The organism is Colwellia sp. (assembly GCF_013215345.1).
Taxonomy (GTDB): Bacteria; Pseudomonadota; Gammaproteobacteria; order Enterobacterales; family Alteromonadaceae; genus Colwellia.
Window position 1 is genome coordinate 1 of the sequence record NZ_JABSOV010000075.1, and the last position, 20,460, is coordinate 20,460.

Annotated in this window: 12 protein-coding genes; 9 read left to right on the top strand and 3 right to left on the bottom strand. The window is 38.7% G+C overall.

All coding sequences use genetic code 11. The features are described 5' to 3' along the window. A partial coding sequence (locus tag HRT50_RS12190; RefSeq protein ID WP_291614855.1) for a M1 family aminopeptidase occupies positions 1–3,013 on the top strand: 3,013 nt, incomplete at its 5' end. Positions 3,014–3,266: 253 nt separating this feature from the next. Then, a complete protein-coding gene (locus HRT50_RS12195) occupies positions 3,267–4,613 on the top strand; it encodes a sodium-dependent transporter (RefSeq protein ID WP_291614857.1) in 1,347 nt (448 codons plus the stop codon). A gap of 134 nt (positions 4,614–4,747) precedes the next feature. On the opposite strand, the gene HRT50_RS12200 is transcribed toward HRT50_RS12195, so the two are convergent. Further along, positions 4,748–5,440 carry a TIGR01621 family pseudouridine synthase gene (locus tag HRT50_RS12200; RefSeq protein ID WP_291614860.1) on the bottom strand — a complete coding sequence of 231 codons (693 nt, stop codon included), beginning with the start codon at positions 5,438–5,440 and terminating at the stop codon, positions 4,748–4,750. A 78-nt stretch (positions 5,441–5,518) separates the two neighbouring features. On the opposite strand from HRT50_RS12200, the gene HRT50_RS12205 reads away from it, so the two are divergent. The 3 genes from HRT50_RS12205 to HRT50_RS12215 all read left to right on the top strand — a co-directional run bounded on the left by HRT50_RS12205 (position 5,519) and on the right by HRT50_RS12215 (position 11,631). After that, positions 5,519–8,398: a pitrilysin family protein gene (locus HRT50_RS12205; RefSeq protein WP_291614862.1), complete on the top strand. Its 2,880-nt coding sequence runs from the start codon at positions 5,519–5,521 to the stop codon at positions 8,396–8,398. A gap of 182 nt (positions 8,399–8,580) precedes the next feature. After that, positions 8,581–10,185 carry a glutamate--cysteine ligase gene (gene gshA / locus HRT50_RS12210; protein WP_291614863.1) on the top strand — a complete coding sequence of 535 codons (1,605 nt, stop codon included), beginning with the start codon at positions 8,581–8,583 and terminating at the stop codon, positions 10,183–10,185. Between the two features lie 825 nt (positions 10,186–11,010). Further along, entirely contained in the window at positions 11,011–11,631 is a 621-nt protein-coding gene (locus HRT50_RS12215; protein WP_291614878.1) for a hypothetical protein, read from the top strand. Between the two features lie 336 nt (positions 11,632–11,967). Here the strand turns inward: HRT50_RS12215 and HRT50_RS12220 are convergent, their stop codons facing one another. Then, the gene (locus HRT50_RS12220) at positions 11,968–13,254 is read right to left on the bottom strand and encodes a CNNM domain-containing protein (RefSeq protein ID WP_291614866.1); all 1,287 of its coding nucleotides are present in this window, start codon (positions 13,252–13,254) and stop codon (positions 11,968–11,970) included. 338 nt (positions 13,255–13,592) lie between these two features. Further along, entirely contained in the window at positions 13,593–14,390 is a 798-nt protein-coding gene (locus HRT50_RS12225) for an inner membrane protein YpjD (RefSeq protein ID WP_291614868.1), read from the bottom strand. A 303-nt stretch (positions 14,391–14,693) separates the two neighbouring features. On the opposite strand from HRT50_RS12225, the gene ffh reads away from it, so the two are divergent. The 4 genes from ffh to HRT50_RS12245 all read left to right on the top strand — a co-directional run. Continuing rightward, positions 14,694–16,079, top strand: a complete 1,386-nt coding sequence (ffh, locus tag HRT50_RS12230; RefSeq protein WP_291614870.1) for a signal recognition particle protein — start codon at positions 14,694–14,696, stop codon at positions 16,077–16,079. A 529-nt stretch (positions 16,080–16,608) separates the two neighbouring features. Beyond that, positions 16,609–18,345: a DUF4856 domain-containing protein gene (locus HRT50_RS12235; RefSeq protein ID WP_291614872.1), complete on the top strand. Its 1,737-nt coding sequence runs from the start codon at positions 16,609–16,611 to the stop codon at positions 18,343–18,345. A 197-nt stretch (positions 18,346–18,542) separates the two neighbouring features. After that, entirely contained in the window at positions 18,543–19,823 is a 1,281-nt protein-coding gene (locus HRT50_RS12240; protein WP_291614874.1) for an imelysin family protein, read from the top strand. A gap of 2 nt (positions 19,824–19,825) precedes the next feature. Continuing rightward, positions 19,826–20,460 (top strand): TonB-dependent receptor plug domain-containing protein (locus HRT50_RS12245; RefSeq protein ID WP_291614876.1); only part of this gene is annotated, 635 nt, incomplete at its 3' end.

Below are 20,460 nucleotides of genomic sequence, written 5' to 3' on the forward strand. Positions count from 1 at the left end.
TGCACCAGAATACCGCACCATAGCCGCATTGCTTGATCCTTTTGCATTAAACACCTTTGGTGAAATGACACGTTATTGGACCATGTTTGATAAAAATAATAGTGCCATTGAGTTAAGCGGCAGCTTATTAGAAAACCGCTTAATTTGGTTGGTTATTTCGGCATTTATACTGGCAGTCTTTGGTGGTTTTAGGTCTAAGGTACGTTTATCTAGCGCGACAGTAAAAAAACTCAGTAAAAAGGCACAAAAAAAAGCAGCACAGCAAACGCTAATGCAAAATGAAAAAATCCCTCAATTATTAAACAATAATATTGTCACTAAAAGTGCGGGTATTCAAACCGCTGCACATTTGCGCTTACGTATTATGTTTGAAATAAAACAAGTTGTATTCAGTGCACCTTTTGTCGTACTTGCCTTAATTACTATGGTTATGCTTATCTCAATACTTATGAGCTCTCTAGGCAGCTATGGCACGCCTAACTGGCCATTAACGCAAAACATGGTTGAGTTTATCGCTGGATCGACAAGTTTACTAATGATGATAGTACTGGCTTATTACAGTGCTGAAATTGTTTGGCGTGAACGTGATTCAGGTATGGGCGATATTGTTGATTCAATGCCGGTAAATAATATTACTTTTTGGCTATCTAAAATTATTGCCATTAGTTTGGTCTTAGCCTTGCTTTATATCTGTGGTATTGCGGTTACAGTTGTTAATCAGCTATTACAAGGTCATCAACAGATAGAGTTATCGCAATATATTATGCGCTTAGGTTACATTAATTTAGTGCCTATTATCTTAACTGCTGTTTTGGCCTTTTTCTTACAAGTGATCAGCCCAAATAAATATATTGGTATGTTGTTATTTGTATTATTTATAATCAGTTCAATGACATTAAGCAGTTTAGGTTTTAGTCATAATATGTTTCAATTTGGTGTTGCGCCGCCAGTATTATATTCGGATATTAATGGTTACGGGCACTTTTTAACCAGTCATCATTGGTATATGTTTTATTGGAGCGGTTTAACCTTAGTCTTTGCATGTTTAACTTATGCCTTATGGCATCGAGGGCCTGCGCAATCACTAAAAACACGTATTAAAAATATTTCTTATCACTTATCAACTTCTGGCAAAGCTATTATTACGCTAGGCTTAATTATTTTTATCGGAGCAGGCAGTGTTATTCACTACAATACTCGTGTACTTAATGATTTTGTTATTAGCGATGATTTAGATGATAACCGAGCGGCATATGAGCATAAGTACGTGAGTGAACTTAATGCGACTATTCCAGCCATTACTAAAGTACATGCAAAAGTTGATATTTATCCAAGTGAACGCCGTATTGAAGCGGTAGCCGAATTAAGCTTAACCAATACCAGCGACCAAGCAATCACTAGATTTTTGGTAACAAAACCTAACTATAGTAAACAATGGTCGGTTGAAATTGATGGTGGGTTTTTAGGTGAATTTGATGAGGAGTTTGATAGCGCTTGGTTTACTTTTACTCAACCACTATTGCCTGGTGAAGTACGTCAGGGCAAGTTAACCGTTACCCGTGCTCATCAAGGATTTAGTGAAAGCAATGGTGATTTTTCTTTAGTGCACAATGGTACTTTTATTGACAACTTCGCTTTATTTCCAAACTTTGGTTATCAACAGGGTTGGCAGTTACAGGATCGCCATAAACGTCGTCAACATGATTTAGCACCATTGCAGCGCGCTAATAAACTCGAAGATAAACGTTTTTATAATGAAAGTTTCTTTGGCAACGGTATTGGTTTTATTGAATTTGAAGCGACCATTTCAACGGTAGCCGATCAGTTTGCTATCGCGCCAGGTTACTTGCAAAGCGAAACATTGCAAGATGGTCGTCGTACTTTCCATTATAAAATGGATGCGCCTATGGTGAACTATTACTCTTTTATGTCGGCAAAATTAAGGTCTAAAAAGGAGCACTATAAAGGCATTGATATCGAGGTTTATTATTATAAAAATCACGCTGTGAACGTTGACCGTATGATGGAATCGGTACGTGATTCTATTGATTATTTTTCGGAAAACTTTGGTCCTTATCAGCACAAACAAATGCGTATTATTGAATATCCAGGTTATCGCAGTTTTGCACAAAGTTTTGCCAATACAGTGCCTTATTCGGAAAAAATTGGTTTTATTAGTGACTTACGCGATCCGAAAAATATTGATATTGCTTATTATGTTACCGCCCATGAAGTCGCCCATCAATGGTGGGCACATCAAGTTGGCGCGGCTAATGTACAAGGCAGTGCTATCTTGTCTGAAACCTTGTCGCAATATGGCGCCTTGATGGTGATGGAGAAAAAATACGGCCAGAATAATATGCGTAAATTTTTAAAGTATGAATTGGATTACTACCTTAGAGGACGCAGTGTCGAAGCTTTAGAAGAGATGCCTTTATACCGTAGTGAAGGCCAGCAATATATTCACTATAACAAGGGCTCTATCGTGATGATGGCACTTAAAGACAAATTAGGTGAGCAGCGTTTAAACAGCGCTCTACAAAACTTTCTTAATGAATTTAAGTATCAAAGTACGCCGTATCCAACCACCTTAGATTTGATGGCTTACCTTAACCAAGATACTAATGAGCAAGAAAATCGTTTTATTAGCAACTTGTTTGAGCATATTAGTCTGTATGATTTAAAAACTACCGATGTACAAGTTGTTGCAGTGGTTGATCTTGAAGATACTTTTGATGTGACCTTAACCATTGAAGCGGCACTTAAGCGCGCCGATGGGCAAGGTAAAGAAACCGAAGTTGATTTTAGTGATGCCATTGATATTGGTTTATTTAGTGCTGACCCTGAAGATCTCTCAGCCAAAGACTTTGTTTTATATTTAGCTAAACATGAAATTAAAACCGGTAGTAACGAAATCACCGTGCGGGTAAAGGGTAAACCTAAATTTGCTGGCGTAGATCCTTTTGTAAAATACATTGACCGAGATAGCGCAGATAATATTTTCCGGTTGTAACAAATAATGGTCAGCTAAACATAAAGTTAACTGATTATAGTGTTAAAACATGTAAAGCCTTGTGTAAAACTCTGTACAGAGAGTGATACACCAGGCTTTTTTCTTTATTTAACCCCTAACGCTATTTTTCTTAGCCGTAATTGCGTAGATTAGGGCACTTATAAAATATAACAATAATATTCTCCTTGAAAGTAAGGGTAACCTAAATTCAACGGATAATTTTTAAAGTGAATGCAAGAGAGTGAGGAAGTAAATGGGTGTTTCAAGAGGCGGCTTTAGCTCGCGTTTCGGTTTTATCATGGCTGCGGCAGGATCGGCTGTTGGCTTAGGCAATATATGGGGTTTTCCAACCCAAACAGCGAGTAACGGTGGTGCTGCTTTTGTACTGGTTTATTTGGTCTTGGCATTTTGTTTAGCTTACCCAGCTTTTATGGCTGAGCTATTAATTGGCCGTTATGGTCAAGCAAATGCGGTTAGCAGTATGCAAAAAATTGCCCGCAATACTTGGCAAAAACGCTTTGGTTTTGTTGTCGGCTTTGGCGGAATTATTTGTGCGGCACTTATTTTAAGTTTTTATGGCATTATCGCCGGTTGGATGATGTCTTATGCCCTTGAACCTTTAGCAAGGTTAGCGGGTTTAACTGACGTAGCTGACTGGTTGATCAATCACTCCCTTATTCGCAATATCCTTTTTACTGCGTTCTTTATGGGACTGACCATTTTAATCATTCGAAGTGGCGTTGAGCAGGGCATAGAGAAATGGTCAAAGCGCCTGATGCCTATGTTAATCGGTTTACTGATATTATTAATCATTTATGTTTTTACCCTTGAAGGCGCAAGAGAGGGCTTTAATGCCTATTTAAATCCTGATTTTTCTCGAGTATTAGAGCCTGATCTATTGATCAGTGCTTTAGGGCAAGCATTTTTCTCCTTGTCACTGGGTACCAGCGTGATGATTATTTATGGCTCTTATATTGCGAAGAAAGAAAACTTAGTGACTCTAGGCGCACAAGTAACCCTAATTGATGTCTCTATTGCCTTTTTAGCCGGCTTATTAATTATCCCATCTATGTATGTAGCACAGGCGCAGGGCGTAGCTATATTTGCCGAGGACGGCAGTTTAATCTCTGGCTCTAACTTGGTATTTACTGTTTTGCCGGCATTATTTTCGGGCATGGGCTTTGTTGGTTTATTTGTTGCTTTTGGCTTCTTTGTTTTAATGTCTATTGCGGCATTAACATCGAGTATTTCTATGCTGGAAGGACCGGTATCGTTTGCGGTAGAGCGTCATGATATACCACGTGAGCGAGCAACCACCTTTATTGGCTTAGGAATTTTAGTGCTAAGTATTATTATCGTGGTTAATTTAGAATGGATGTTAGATTTTATTGCCATTTTATCAACCCAATATGGTCAACCTATCATCGCCATGCTGTGTTGTGTTTTTGCCACTTGGATATGGCATAGAAGTGATATCTTGGCTGAAATTAAACAAGGTAATGATACCGCTGAACACAGTCTTTTTTGGAAGATTTGGCCTTGGTATACTAAGTTCGTTTGTCCGACAGCAATCGCCTTAGTATTTTGGCACTCCCTTTAACAGCCCCAGTTTGAAATTTATGCGGTCTGCTAAGTCGGAGTAACCGTGTGTTCATGTAGCAGACTACATGAACACACTCTGCCTTGTCTAAATACAAACATCTTGCTGTAAAGCTATTAAATATTGAAAATTTCTTAAAGCCTTGGCCAGTTTAACTGCCAAGGTTTTTTTATTGCCGCTAATTGCTCATTAAGCGCTTCATTAAGGTAATACTCGCCTTTAGTCGGTAGCGAAGTAAACTCAAACTTCTCACCTAAATAAGTAAACTTCAGTGCATAGGCATGTAAATAACCTCGGTCTGCTGGTGAGGTACTGTAATAAAGTGGGTCGCCAACAATGGGCGCGCCTATGCTCGCTAGTGCTACCCGTAATTGGTGGGTTTTACCTGAATGAGGTTTAAGTAGGTATAACCTTTGCTTGTTAGCAATACTGTAAGAAAAAAACTGAGTAATTGCCGGATTTTCCATAGTACGTAATAACTTAAACATGCCACGGCGACTTTTGTCCATATCACCTTTAATTAGACCCTGTTTTTTACTCGGTTTTTTATCCGCAATGGCAAGATAGTATTTTTCGATATCGTGATCATTAAAAAGCTGACCAAAGGTTTGTGCACAGGCTAGGTTTTTGGCAAAAATAACTAAGCCAGAAGTCATTTTATCTAAGCGGTGTACTGGGTAAAGTTCGGCATTCTTATTATGGCTTTGTATTTGCTGTTTTACTAAAGAGAATAGCCCTGAGCCGATATTACCTTCATCATGAAAATTCACGCCCGGTTCTTTATCAACCACAATGAAATCATGATGTTCTGTAATAGTTTTAAACATTTAAATTAACCGAAAAGACTTTATGTTTGCTATGATAATTCAATCATAAATATTTTACTCTTTTTACAGGATGTTATTTTGCGAAAATCTCTTCAAAGCCGCTTTTCTGCGCAGGTAATAAATAAATTTAGACTCTCAGCGATAGCCGCTAGTACGGCGTTATTATTTGCTTGTAGTAGTCAAGAAACAGCACAACTACCTACCGGCGTCACCCTGGTAGAAACCGTCGTTGCTGCGCAAGATACTATTAATATTCCTTTTAAAAAGTACCAATTAGCTAATGGCTTAACGGTTATTTTACATCAAGACAACTCTGACCCTTTAGTACATGTTGACGTTACCTACCATGTTGGCTCAGCCCGTGAACAGCTAGGTAAGTCCGGCTTTGCCCATTTCTTTGAACATATGATGTTTCAAGGCTCACAAAATGTTGCCGATGAGCAGCACTTTAAAGTGGTTACGCAAAGTGGCGGCGACTTAAATGGCACCACCAATTCAGATCGTACTAACTATTTTGAAACGGTGCCGAAAAACCAATTAGAAAAAATGTTGTGGCTTGAGTCTGACCGTATGGGTTTTTTACTTGAAGCCATCACTCCAGAAAAATTCGAGATACAACGTGCAACGGTAAAAAATGAACGTGGTCAAAATGTTGATAATCGTCCCTATGGTCGATTAAATGAAACCGTGAATCAAATGATCTTCCCACGTGAACATCCTTATTCATGGCCGGTTATTGGCTATATGTCAGATCTAGACCGCGGCACAGTAACCGATTTAAAAGAGTTTTTCTCTCGTTGGTACGGACCTAATAATGCGGTATTGACTATCGGTGGTGATATTGATGAAGCGCAAACCATTGCTTGGGTGAATAAGTACTTTGGTGCACTTAATGCTGGCCCTGCGGTAGAAAATATTGCTAAAAAATCAGTTTCCCTGACCGAGAATCGTTATTACTCGTTTAGCGATAATGTTTCTTTGCCACTGCTTTATATTAGTTTTCCAACGGTTTACGGAATGCATGATGATGAGCCAGCATTAGATGTCTTAGCTAATATTTTAGGTGGTGGTCCAACATCACTGCTTTATAAAAACTTAGTGAAGTCTGGAGTTGCCGTACAAGCCGGAGCGAGTCACCCATGTCGTGAATTAGCGTGTGGTATGAACTTCTTTGCTTTGCCAAACCCACAACAAGGTTTATCACTAGCAAAAATTGAACAAGTGATTAATGACACGCTAGTTGAATTTGAAGAGCGCGGTGTTAATGCCGATGATTTATTGAAAACCAAAGTAGGCATTGAAACTGGCACTATTTACGGTTTGCAAAGTGTTTCAGGTAAAGTCTCTAACTTAGCCCATTATCAAACCATGTTAGGTAATGCCAATTACACTGAACAACAAGTCGCTCGTTATAATAAAGTAACTAAAGCCGATGTTATGCGTGTATTTAAGCAATATATTCAGGGCAAGGGCGCGGCAGTTTTATCAATAGTGCCACACGGGCAAGAAGCGCTAGTAGCGAAAGAAAATAACTTTGCTCTGCCGGATGTCAGTAAGCCGCCGACACTGGCACAACTTGATACACCACTGATGAAAAATACCAGTGATTTTGATCGCAGTGTTATGCCAAACTCTGGTGCTAACCCACAAATTACCGTACCAAGTTTATGGCGTGAGACATTTGATAATGGCATTGAAGTTATTGCCACTAAAAACAGTGAAACACCAACGGTGAGTTTATTATTAAGCCTTGATGGCGGTGTCTTACTCGACTCAGTCGATAAAGCCGGCTTAGCGAGTTTAACCGCAGGTCTGATGAATGAAGGCACTACCTTGCACAGCAAAGAAGAGTTATCGAATGAACTCGCTAAACTTGGCAGTAATATTTCTATCGGTGCAGCTGGTCGTAATACTTATATCAAAGTTAACAGTTTAGTTAAAAACCTAGATGCGACGTTAGCGTTAATGAACGAAATGATGTTTAAACCAGCCTTTGCCCAAGAGGACTTTGATAGAGTTAAAAATCAGTTGATTCAAGGCTTAGAGCAAGGCAATAAAGATGCACGTACTTTAGCCAGTAGAGCATTAAAGCAAGTGACTTACGGTGAGAAAAATCGCTTTGGTTTAGCAGACAGTGGCACCATAGCTACGGTATCGGCGATATCACTTGATGATATCAAAGGCTTTTATCAAACTTACTTTTCACCGGCTAAAGCAAGCCTAGTGGTAGTAGGTGATATTGATAAAGCTGAGTTATTAGCGAAATTGTCGCCCTTGAAAGCTTGGCAGGGCAAGGATTACAGTATTCATGGTGATTATCAGTTCCCACAAGTAACGCCAAATAAACTTTATTTTGTGGATTTACCTAATGCCAGTCAATCGGTAATCAAGCTTTCTCGTCGAGCAATGACTTATGATGCAACCGGTGAACACTTTAAAGCAACGTTAATGAATTATCCGCTAGGTAGCGCGTTTAATAGCCGTATTAATTTAAACCTACGTGAAGACAAAGGTTATACCTACGGCGCTTCAAGTTACTTCTCGGCAGGTAAAACCCTTGGTCGCTTCAGTGCCGGCGCTAGTGTTAAAAAAGAGCATACCTATGATGCTATGCTTGAAATCGAAGCAGAGCTGAAAAATTACCAGCAACATGGCTTAACGGATGATGAGGTTACCTTTATGCGCCAAGCTATTTCACAAAATGAAGCGTTAAGTTTTGAAACGCCGAGTCAAAAAAGTGGTTTCTTAAGACAATTGTTACAATTTAATCTGCCGGTTAATTACGGTGAGCAACAAGGTGAAATTATCAAAAATATCACCCTAAAGCAGTTAAATGCTATTGCCGCAAAAGAATTAGCAAAACCTATGCAATGGATTGTCGTTGGTGACGGTCAAGTAGTTAAGCCACAATTAGAAAAGCTTGGTATTGAAGTGGTTGATTTAGAATTGGCCAAATAAAACCTTAGGTATAACAAATAAAGCCGAAATTTAATTACTAGGTATTGAAAAACATTAAAAGACCCCTTATTAATATCGTATCAATAAGGGGTCTTTTGTTTTAGACACTTAAACCCTTACTCGCTAAATACTAAATTAAGCTAATGGCTCTACTTAGCGCATTCGTATAGATAGGAATTATTTTGACACTCTCATTAACAGATTATATTGGCGCCTTTAGCCAAAGTGAAAATTTAGCTGCCGTTGCCGGTATTGGGCGCGGTATAGAGCGAGAAGCATTGCGCATATTGCCAGAAGGTAAATTATCTGAGCATGGTCATTATCATCAGTTGGGTTCAGCGCTGACCCATGGACAGATAACTACCGATTACTCAGAGACTTTGCTTGAATTTATTACCCCGGTAAGTTATTCACCAGAGCAAGCTATTGCCCAGTTACAAGACATTCAGAAGTACACCTTTGAGAATATTGAAGGAGAATTGTTATGGCCGATGAGTATGCCTTGTTTTGTTAATGATGCTGAAAAGATACCGCTTGCTCAGTATGGTAGTTCTAATATTGGTAAAATGAAGACGGTTTATCGTCAAGGGCTGAAAAATCGTTATGGCTCTATGATGCAAGTCATCTCAGGAATTCATTTTAACTTTTCATTTTCGCAAGATTTTTGGCAAGTACAACATAAGCTACATGAGACTGCAAAAATAGAGTCATCAGGTGAGCAGTCGATAGCGCTAGGTGACTTTATTTCAGAGCGCTATTTTTCTATCTTAAGAAATTATAAGCGTTTTTGCTGGTTGATCCCTTATTTATACGGTAGCTCTCCGGCGATCTGTGGTTCTTTTTTACAAGGTATAGAACATAAGTTACCTTTTAAAAAGTCACCTTTCGGCGCGCTTTACCTTGAATATGCCACTTCTTTACGCATGAGTGATTTAGGTTATACCAGCTCTGAGCAATCAAACTTGAAAATCTGTTACAACAACTTGGCAGATTATGTTGATGGAGTACAACAAGCGATTAAACTAAAATCTAAAGACTTTGCTGGTATTGGTATCAAGGTTAATGGTCAATACCAACAACTGAACGACAATGTACTACAAATTGAAAATGAGCTGTATGCACCTATTCGTCCTAAGCGAGTGGCTAAATCTGGAGAAAAGCCCTCTGTTGCGTTAGGAGAGCGTGGAGTGGAATACATTGAGGTGAGAGCTCTTGATGTTAATCCTTTTTCAGATACCGGTATTAGCATCGAACAAGTTCACTTTTTAGATATCTTCCTTACCTTTTGCGCTTTTGTCGATAATAAAGAGTTTGATTGCGCGGCACAAAAAATTCATGACTCGAATATGAATGAGGTAGTGTTACGTGGTAGAGACCCTGAGTTATTATTGTCTGATAGCAATAACCTAGGTGAAGTTAAACTTAAATCGGTTACTACTTGGGGTAATGAGATATTTGAGCAGCTGCAACTTGTGGCTGAGCTGTTAGATAAGGCTTACCAAACCAGTAATTACAGTGCCGCTATTGTTCGTGAGCAAGCTAAAATTAATGATGCTAGTTTAACGCCTTCGGCGCAGCTAATATTGGCTATTCAAGAGCAGAGTTTATCAAGCTATGCTTTAGATAAAGCCAGTCAATACCAACAACAGGCGAAAGCTCGCGATTACCAGTTTTATAACCAAGCCTTCTTTGACGTAAGTGTGCCAGTTTCTCATCAAGCGCAAGCTGAAATTGAAGCAGGTGACGTACTAAATTTCGATGAGTTTTTATCTGACTATTTCGCTTAATAGACAAAGGTGAGGTGTCGAGTAAACTATTACTAGGGAAACCAGAAAGGTACAAATAAAAAAAGCGCGTCAAGTTGACGCGCCGGTTATCTAAGCAAACAATACTTAAATTAAATGAAAGCAATCCAGGGAAGAATGTTTCAATAGTTAAGACGCTTTAACATACGATAAGTTCACTTTATTTAAAAACTATTTATATTCATTAAGTTCATCCGGATAAAAACTGCCATAGTTTGATTCATTACCTAGAGCGCAGTAGACTACTACTTCCCCTTTTAGAACGCCCTGAAGCTTGTTTTAGCGATGAAAATGGCTAAAGCGAATACGTACAAGTGATAGTGGAATAATAAGGCTGTTACGCTTACAGGGTCTATTATTAAACCTTATACCCATTCCGTTAAATTATTACCCACTTTTGCGGGGTAAAATACGTCAAGGCGGCGTTGCTCTCAATCACACACGCCAGATAATGCTCAATCAAGCACCTTGCTTTGATTTGTTTTTCCGGAGCACAACAAGATCATAAACTTAATGAAACGGTATTAATGATGGCGGAATAACATAGCTGTTATTCACTATTGCTAAATTTAAGACAAAAAAAAGCGCCAAACTAAAACTAGAAGGCGCGTAAAACATGAAACACTAAGGGAATAACATAACTGTTTAGTAAGAGTGTCACTTTAAGGTTTAGTTCAAATTACTTTTATTTATTATTAAATAATTTTATCAGTTAACTTAAAGATGATAAATTTACTCGCAATAACTGCCATTGGTTAAGTGTTTCTGGCATTATCAATGGCAGATTTAAATAACCGTTATTTGTATATGCCTTCATGTAAAAAGATCTTAATAACTGCTGCAGGTGTTTTATTGCTGGCAAGTTGTGCAACACCACCTCCTAAAAATCCTGAAAATATTTGTGAAATATTTCGCGAACACCGTGATTGGTACTTTGCCGCTAAAGATGTTCGTGAGCGCTGGGGTGTGCCTATACATGTGCCTATGAGTATGATGTATCAAGAAAGCTCTTTTCGTCATAATGCCATCCCACCAAGATATTACCTCTTTGGTTTTATTCCTTGGGGCCGGGTGAGTAGCGCATATGGCTATGCTCAAGCTAAAACCATGACTTGGAAAGACTACGTGCGGGAAACAGGCAATTCAGGTGCTGATCGCGATGACTTTGATGATGCCATTGATTTTATGGGCTGGTTTATTTTTAAAACCCAAAAAGTTAATGGTGTTTCTAAATGGGATGCATATAACCAGTACTTAAATTACCATGAAGGTTGGGGTGGCTTTAAGCATAAAAGCTATAAGAAAAAGCCTTGGTTAGTTAAGGTGTCTCGTAAAGTGGATAACCGAGCTAGGCGTTATAGTAGTCAATTAAAGAGCTGTGAAAAAGATCTCGATCATGGTTGGTTATGGCGATTATTCTTTGGCTAAAGTAAATCATTGCATATTAGTTATGCAGGCTAATTTTTACCAGCTTAGATCTAGTAATGATCATAAACACAGTGCCATAAAGATTGTCATTTTCTTCTTTTTACAACGAAAAAGCGCTAAGGCTAGCTGTGATAATAGCTTCAGCAATAGCTAGCGTTTTAAGAAGAAAAATAGAAAATAAAGACTGTTTTTTTGTTAAATAGTTGTTGATATAACAAAGTGCTGCTACTGATAGGGTTGGCTATTGTTATCCACAGAAATTGTGGAAAGCTGAATGAGGTTATTCGAAAGCCCTATTCTGTGGATAACTTTGTGGTTAACTTTGTTACTGTTTAATTATTCGTCTTCGGGGTTATCATCAATAAAATGCTCAGGCATTACCCGTACTGTTTTTATCATATTGCCTGCCACATCAATGATTTCTACAGGGTAGCCTGAAATTCGCAAACTAATATTACTCTGTGGAATCTCTTCTAAGTATTCGATAATCAAGCCATTAAGAGTTTTAGGTCCATCTGTGGGCAATTGCCATGACATCTCTTTATTAATATCACGAATACTGGCACTAGCATCGACTAAATAGCTGCCATCTGGCTGCAAGGTAACTTCATCACTGGTGGGTGGCGTCATGGTGGTGGTGAAATCACCAACAATTTCTTCAAGAATATCTTCCAAAGTAACTAAGCCCTGGATATCACCGTATTCATCAACCACTAAGCCCAAGCGTTCTTTAGCATGCTGAAACTTTAATAGCTGAATATTTAATGGTGTGCCTTCAGGAATAAAATATAATTCACGAACCGCTCTAAGTAATGTCGCCTTAGTAAATTGGTTTTTGGATAGAAGCTTTAATGCGTCTCTGGCATGTATATAACCGACAACATCATCTATGCTATCTCGATAAAGCAGCACTCGAGTATGGTTTGATTGAGTAAGTTGCTTCTGTATTTTTTTCCAATCATCGTTAACATCTATACCTACTAATTCATTGCGGGGAATCATGATGTCTTCAACCGAGACCTTTTCTAAATCTAAAATGCTTACTAGCATAGCTTGGTCGCGCTGATGCAATAGCGCACCTGATTCGTTTACTACCGTTCTTAATTCTTCACTACTAAGACTATGTTGCTCTCTTTGTTCGGCATTAATACCTAAAAGCATCAAGAAACTATTGGTTATCCAGTTGACCACGACCACTAGAGGGAAGAGTAGTTTAAGTAATAAGCTTAAAATTATTGAACTCGGGAAGGCCACTTTTTCCGGGTACAGCGCTGCGAGCGTCTTAGGGGTGACTTCAGCAAAAATTAGGATTACTAAGGTCAATACTACGGTGGCAATTAAAATGCCCATGTCACCAAATAGGCGTAAACCTATTACCGTGGCAATAGCCGAGGCTGCGATATTAACTAGGTTATTACCAATGAGAATTAAACCAATAAGGCGGTCAGGGCGTGCAAGTAATTTACTGACTCGCTTAGCACCTTTGTGCTTTTGTTTTTCGAGGTGACGTAATCGATATCTATTCAATGACATCATGCCGGTTTCAGAGCCTGAAAAATAGGCAGATAAAACGATTAAGACGCCAAGAATGGTAAAGAGCATCTGGGTGGATATACTGTCCAAAAAGGGAATTTCCTTTAGCTAAAGTAAAAGTTAAAAATTAAAATAATGATGTAACACTGCTAGCTTATACCCGTTACTAATCAAGATGCAAGGATCAGAGTGTATGAGCTATTACATTATAAGTAACAGCAACGATGAGGTGATGTCGTTCAAGCGCTTATTTGATGGGATAAAGTCACTTTATACCGCGTTAAATAATTAAAGTATAGAGTGACTTAGCTTAATCTATTTCTCTTGCCTAAAGTCATTTTAAGTCTCACTGAACCCCAGCACTTTGCATGGTAGCGGGTATTTACCAGCTGTGGCATTGCGACAAGGGTAGGGGGAATAGTGGTTATTTATAAAATGAATTCTTTAACCAAGCGGCTACCAAAGTAAGCTAATGTCAGTAAGCCGCTGGCACTAATCATTAACGCCAAGACTCGGTGACCACGCCAACCTTTTTCAAAGTGTCCCCAAAGAATAAGGCAATAAATAGCAAAAGCTAGCAGTGATAGTACAGTTTTATGAGCATTTTCTTTCGCTAGAAAGTTATCAAGGAAAGCAAAGCCAATGACTTCACTAACAAATAGAATAGCTGTACCTACGGTTAAGATACTAAAAAGTTGCTTCTCTACTTGCATAAGAGGTGGTAAATGAGCGACAGCAGTCAAGTTTTTATTTTTGAGTTTTAAGTTGATGTAAGTGACTTGAAAGGCAAATAAGGTTGCAATAATGAGAATGCAATAAGCAATTAAGGCAAAACTGATATGGCTCAATAAAATGACTTTCTCTACCACCAATGGAATGGAGTCAATGGGCGGAAGAAAGATGATGACTAATTGCCATAAGCCGGTAAAACCATAGACCACGGGTAGCAATAAATTCACTTTAAAGCGCAGCGCCACCAGAGTAATCACCATTGTGATAACTAAGCTGACTAAGGAAATTACATTGGGTAAGTTAAAGTTGATACTGTTTTGGGAGAAGAATAATAAGGCATCATTAAAGCCATGTACCGTGATAGCAGCAGTAGCTAAACTTAATACTAAAGTGATATTCGGTCCTTTAGGATGAAATAATCGTGTAACGATTGCTAACGTAGCAAGTATATAAAGCACAAAAGCTAAACTTGAACCTATAACCAAAAAATCCACTAATTAACCCCTAAAACAACGGAACATATCCATTAAAAAATTGATTCTATCAGATAAAATCTCCTGCGCCATGTGATTCGTGCAAAGTATTGACTTAAATTAAAGAAAGCCAAAGGATATTTTATTCACAAGCTACTCAGTGCTTTAATTGATAATAGCTAATGAATCTAGTGCGCTTAGGTATTAAAAATTCACTTTTATCAGTACTAAATCACTTGCGGCACTATCTGCTGTCGCATCTTAGGGATATTTGGGTATAATAGCAGCATTAACCTCACCTATATTTCGCTGTTAGAGTATTTCATGTTTGACAATCTTTCCGATCGCTTAAGTAAAACGCTTAAAAACATTAGTGGCCGTGGCCGTTTAACCGAAGACAATATTAAAGATACCCTGCGTGAAGTACGTATGGCATTACTTGAAGCCGATGTCGCTTTGCCCGTTATTCGTGAATTTATTGCTAAAGTAAAAGAGCAAGCTGTTGGTACTGATGTTTCTAAAAGTCTCTCCCCAGGTCAAGTTTTTGTCAAAATTGTACAGAAAGAACTTGAATCAGCCATGGGTGAAGTCAACGAAGGGCTTGATTTAAAAGCGGCGCCACCAGCTATCGTATTAATGGCTGGTTTACAAGGTGCGGGTAAAACCACTTCTGTTGCTAAATTGGCAAAGTTTTTAACCGAACGTGAAAAGAAAAAAGTATTAGTTGTCAGTGTCGATGTCTATCGTCCAGCAGCGATAAAACAGTTGGAAACCTTAGCCGACGAAATTAATGTTGGTTTTTTCCCAAGTGATATCACGCAAAAACCCATTGATATCGCTACTGCCGCTATTGATCATGCGAAGAAAAACTTCTTCGATGTATTAATTGTTGATACTGCCGGCCGTTTACATATCGATAAAGCCATGATGGCCGAGATTCAGCAACTTCATGCCGCTATCAACCCAGTAGAAACTCTTTTCACTGTTGATGCTATGACAGGTCAAGATGCAGCGAATACTGCTAAGGCCTTCAATGATGCCTTACCATTAACCGGTATTATCTTAACCAAGACCGATGGTGATGCTCGCGGTGGTGCAGCGCTCTCTATTCGTCATATTACCGGTAAGCCAATCAAGTTTATGGGTGTCGGTGAAAAAATTGAAGCGCTAGAGCCATTCCATCCTGACCGTATTGCCTCACGTATCTTGGGCATGGGTGATGTGCTTTCACTTGTTGAAGAAATAGAACAAAAAGTTGATAGAAAACAAGCTGAGAAATTAGCTAAAAAAGTTAAAAGTGGTAAAGGTTTTAGCTTAGAAGATTTCCGTGACCAGCTTGTGCAAATGAAAAGCATGGGCGGCATGATGGGCATGATGGATAAACTGCCGGGCATGGGCAATATGTCTGATAAAATCAAAGATCAGATGGATGATAAAATCACCGTGCGTATGGAAGCCATTATTAATTCTATGACACCGGGCGAACGTGAACGTCCTGATATTATCAAAGGTTCTCGTAAGCGTCGTATCGCTGCCGGCTCTGGTACTCAGATCCAAGATGTTAATAAGATGCTCAAGCAATTTGCTCAAATGCAAAAAATGATGAAAAAAATGTCAGGTAAAGGCGGCATGAAGAAAATGATGCGCAGCATGCAAGGTATGATGCCACCAGGTGGTATGGGCGGTGGCGGCGGTATGTTCGGCCGTTAACCCTCACATTTTATAATGTTAAGCTAAATACTTATCTATTCTAATAAAGGTCGCATTCGCGGCCTTTTTTATTTTCCGTACATAAAAGAGGAAAATAAAAACAGTAAATAAAACAGTCAATTTAAGTCGCAATAAATGCAATTATAACCAAACTACAATGGTCCTCATGCCAAGTATGATGCGCTATGAAGACAGTACGCTGTCGGCGGTATGAACGGCCGTTAATCTTCACTATTTCTAATCTAAGCTAATTAGTTAACTCCGCTTTAAAAGGTCACATTCGCGGTCTTTATTATTTTATCTCGATTAAATTTTTGGCTTTATTTGCCTATTTGTAACTTTCTTTGCTATAAATCAATAAAAGTAACATAAACTCACATCTCTATGAGATTTATTCGCATTTGTGTTTAACTTTGTGTATTATGCGGGCAATTAAAATAATACAAAATAGCTCTAGTCTACATGTTATCACTCAATATTTAACGTTGAGTAACATATTTCGGCACTTATGAGCTCAATTGGAGTAGTAATGAAATTTCAAAGAAAAGCACTCGCTATAGCCGTAATGGTAGCAACCTCAACGTTAAGCGCTTGTTCAAGTGACGATGTCAAAGAAATAATTAACGACAAAATAACTAAAATAGAATTATCAAGTAACTCAGTTGATGAAAATTCAAAAGGTGCTGAAGTTGGCTCTATCTCTACAGATATTTTAGATTCAATAAAATCATTTACTTATTCAACAGACAATGAAAATTTTGTTATTTCGGGTAATACGTTAAGCCTAGCCGCTGAATACTCATTTGATTATGAAAAAGAACAAACAGTAGATGTTAATATTACAGCTACTGATAGTAGCGGTACTGCTGTTACAAAGGCACTAACCATTGAAGTAAATGACTTACTTGATTACTACGGCTTTATGAGCAAAGTAGGCGATACCACTCAATCAAGTGTTTCTTACGGCGGGCAGGTTACTCGTCATGCGCTAATTGCCGAGCTTAAACATTATATCGGCAAAGGTGGTTTACAAGCTGATATTGATGGTAATAATTTTGCTGATAAAGATTCGGTTATAGCTAAACTTAATAGCTTTTATAATAGAGGCGGTGATATAGAAGCTGATCGTGATAGTTCTTGGGATGGTTTTGCTATTACCTTTGCGGGTGAAAATGCCAAGCAAACCCTTTTTAGTGAACTAGGTAGTTATAAAAGCTTGAAAGATAAGGTAGCAGGCAATGATGCTTCTGGTCAGCATAAAGAATGGAATAACGGCGCTTTTGCAGGTTGGGGAATTAAAGGTTCAATTACACCACATGGTTTAATTGCACATTACTTTGACCAATTAGCTGACAACGCTGTAGCTGTTATTGGTGGAGCCGTTCGCGTAGATCCAATTACGGGTGGTGCAATTCCAGTATATGTTAGTGAAAACGGTACAGACTTAAACCAACTGGTACAAAAATTCTTGTTAATGTCAGTGACTTACTCACAAGCTACTGATGATTACCTAGATGAAAATAAAGGTTTAGCGACTGATAATATTGATAAAGATAAAGGTACTAAAGATTACACCAAACTTGAGCATCAATTTGATGAAGGTTTTGGCTACTTTGGTGCAACACGTGATTACTTAGCCTATAACGATAATGAAATTGCTGGTAAAGTTAAAGTTGCTGAAGATGGTCGTAGTGATTGGAATGGTCAACACGATACTGATGGTGATGGCAAGATTGATTTAATGTCTGAGAAAAACTTTGGTAACTCAGTAAATGCTGCTAAGCGTGATCGCGGTACTGCGGCTAACGCCAAGCCAACTGATTACACCAAACAAGCGATGGAAGCATTCTTAAATGGTCGTAAGTTAATTAATGACAAAGCGGGTTTTGCATTAACTGAAGCAGAAATGACTGAGTTATTAGGTTACCGTGATGCTGCCGTTAAAGCATGGGAAAATGCTGTAGCCGGTACAGTCATTCATTATATTAATGATTTAGATGCGGATTTAGCTAAGCTTGATTCTGCTGATTTTAGCTTTACTGATACAGCTAAGCATTTCTCTGAATTAAAAGGCTTTGCTTTAGGTCTACAGTTTAACCCGTATTCACCAATAACTGATGCACAGTTCGAACAAATGCACACATTATTAAAAGATGCGCCAGTTTTAACTGGGGATGTTACAGCATATCGCGCAGACCTTATTAAGGCACGTGATATTCTACAAGCAGCATTAAGTTTTGATGCTGATAACGTTGCTGGTTGGTAAACGTTTATTGCTAGCCTAGAGCATTAAAACTCAAGGCTAGACAATTAAAATTTTAAACAAAGCTTGAACATGGATGTTGTTCGAGCTTTGTTGCGTTTTAAGCATTAATAAGTCAAAAGGTAATTAGCATAAGTATGCAAAGGCTAATTGTTGTAAAAGTTTAGGTAATCTAAAGGTAAAGTTAAGGTAAATAAATCATGAAGTACGCTAAAGCACTATCCTTGAATAAAAAGCTAATTTCCGTCGCACTCGCCTCTGTATTTATTGTTAGCGCTTGTGGCGAAGACACCAGCAGCAGTAGTGGCGAGGGTTTTAATAACAGCCAAGACACGAATACTGATTTTGACCAAGGTAAGTTAATTGCCAGTATCGTTGATAAGGTTATTACCCCAAGCTATCAACAGTTCTCAACAGTGGCTGCAGCGCAGCAACAAGCGATCAATAGCTACTGTGAACAAGAAGTCGCATTTTCCTTAGGTGATAGTAGTGCTGAGCTGGTTAGTGACGCAAAATCGTTGGCAGTAGAAAGCTGGCGCATGGCGATGAATTCCTGGCAACAAGCCGAAATGATGCAATTGTCTCCTTTACTCATTGGCGACGGCGCTTTACGTAATAATATTTATTCATGGCCAACACAAAATACTTGTGGTGTTGACCTTGATGTAACTTACTTTAAAGCGGGCAGTGTTAATGGCCAACCTTACAATATCGCTACGCGAACAGCCTCACGTAAAAGTATGGTCGCCTTAGAGTACTTACTTTTCAATGATAACCTTGCTCACTCTTGTACTGGTTCAACAAAACCGGACAGCTGGGATAATCAAACAGAACAATACCGTAAAGTTGCCCGTTGTGAATTTTCTAGTGAAGTGGCCAGTGATATTGTAAATAACGCTGATGAGCTATTAACTGCTTGGTTAGGCAGTGATGGTAATGGTGGTTATGCCGCTAAACTTAAAAGCGCAGGCACTGTCGGCAGTGATTTTGCCACGCAACATGAAGCAGTAAACAAATTAAGTGATGCAATTTTTTACCTCGATAAATACACCAAAGATGGCAAGTTAGCGAAACCGCTAGGATTGTTTGCCAATGAATGTGGTGCACAAGCTTGTCCCGAGGCCGTTGAGTCAAAATATGCTAACCACTCGATTACAAATATCACTAATAACTTACAAGCGCTGAAAATGTTTATGCAAGGCAGTTTAACTGCCGATGAAGTAGATGCCTTGGGTTTTAGTCATTACTTAATTGATGTTGGTGATGAAGTTACCGCTAACATCATTAATGAGCATGTAGAACTGGCTCTAGAGGATACTAAAAATTATCAAGCATCACTTGCGACAACATTAGCAACAGACTCTGATAAAGCCTTGGCAACCCATGGCGAGGTAAAAAACATTACCGATAAACTAAAAAGTGACTTTATTACCAGCTTAGCTTTAGAGCTGCCAAAGACCTCTGCTGGAGATAATGATTAATAATGACTAATTCGACAAAAAAATTCACCCTGTCAACGACAGCACTGGCGCTGTCAATTGCACTATCTACCAGCTTAATACCGCTATCAAAAGCAATAGCTGCGGATGAAACCAATAACAAAGCTTCAGGCAATAATGCTCAAACAACTGCGGCGGCAAGTAATATTAATGAAATTGCTGATGGTATCAGCAATAAAGTTGATTTTATTGAGCGTATTCAAATTATTGGCCGCGGTGACAAGTTAAGAACTGAATGTGGTTCAGCCACGTTAATTGGTGAAGCAGAGTTAGAAAAATTCAAGTTTGATGATATTAACCGTGTGCTTTATAACGTGCCCGGTGTCAATATTCGTGAAGAAGATGGTTATGGTTTAAGACCTAATATCGGCTTTCGTGGTGCGACTCCTGAGCGTAGTAAAAAGATTACCGTAATGGAAGACGGTATTTTAATCGGCCCCGCACCGTACTCCGCTCCAGCAGCTTATTACTTTCCTATGATGTCGAAAATGACTTCTATAGAAGTATTTAAAGGCCCTGCGGCAATAAAATATGGTCCAAATACCGTTGCTGGCGCATTGAATATGACAACACGTGCTGTGCCTGATGCCCAAGAGGGTATGATAGATTTGTCAGCTGG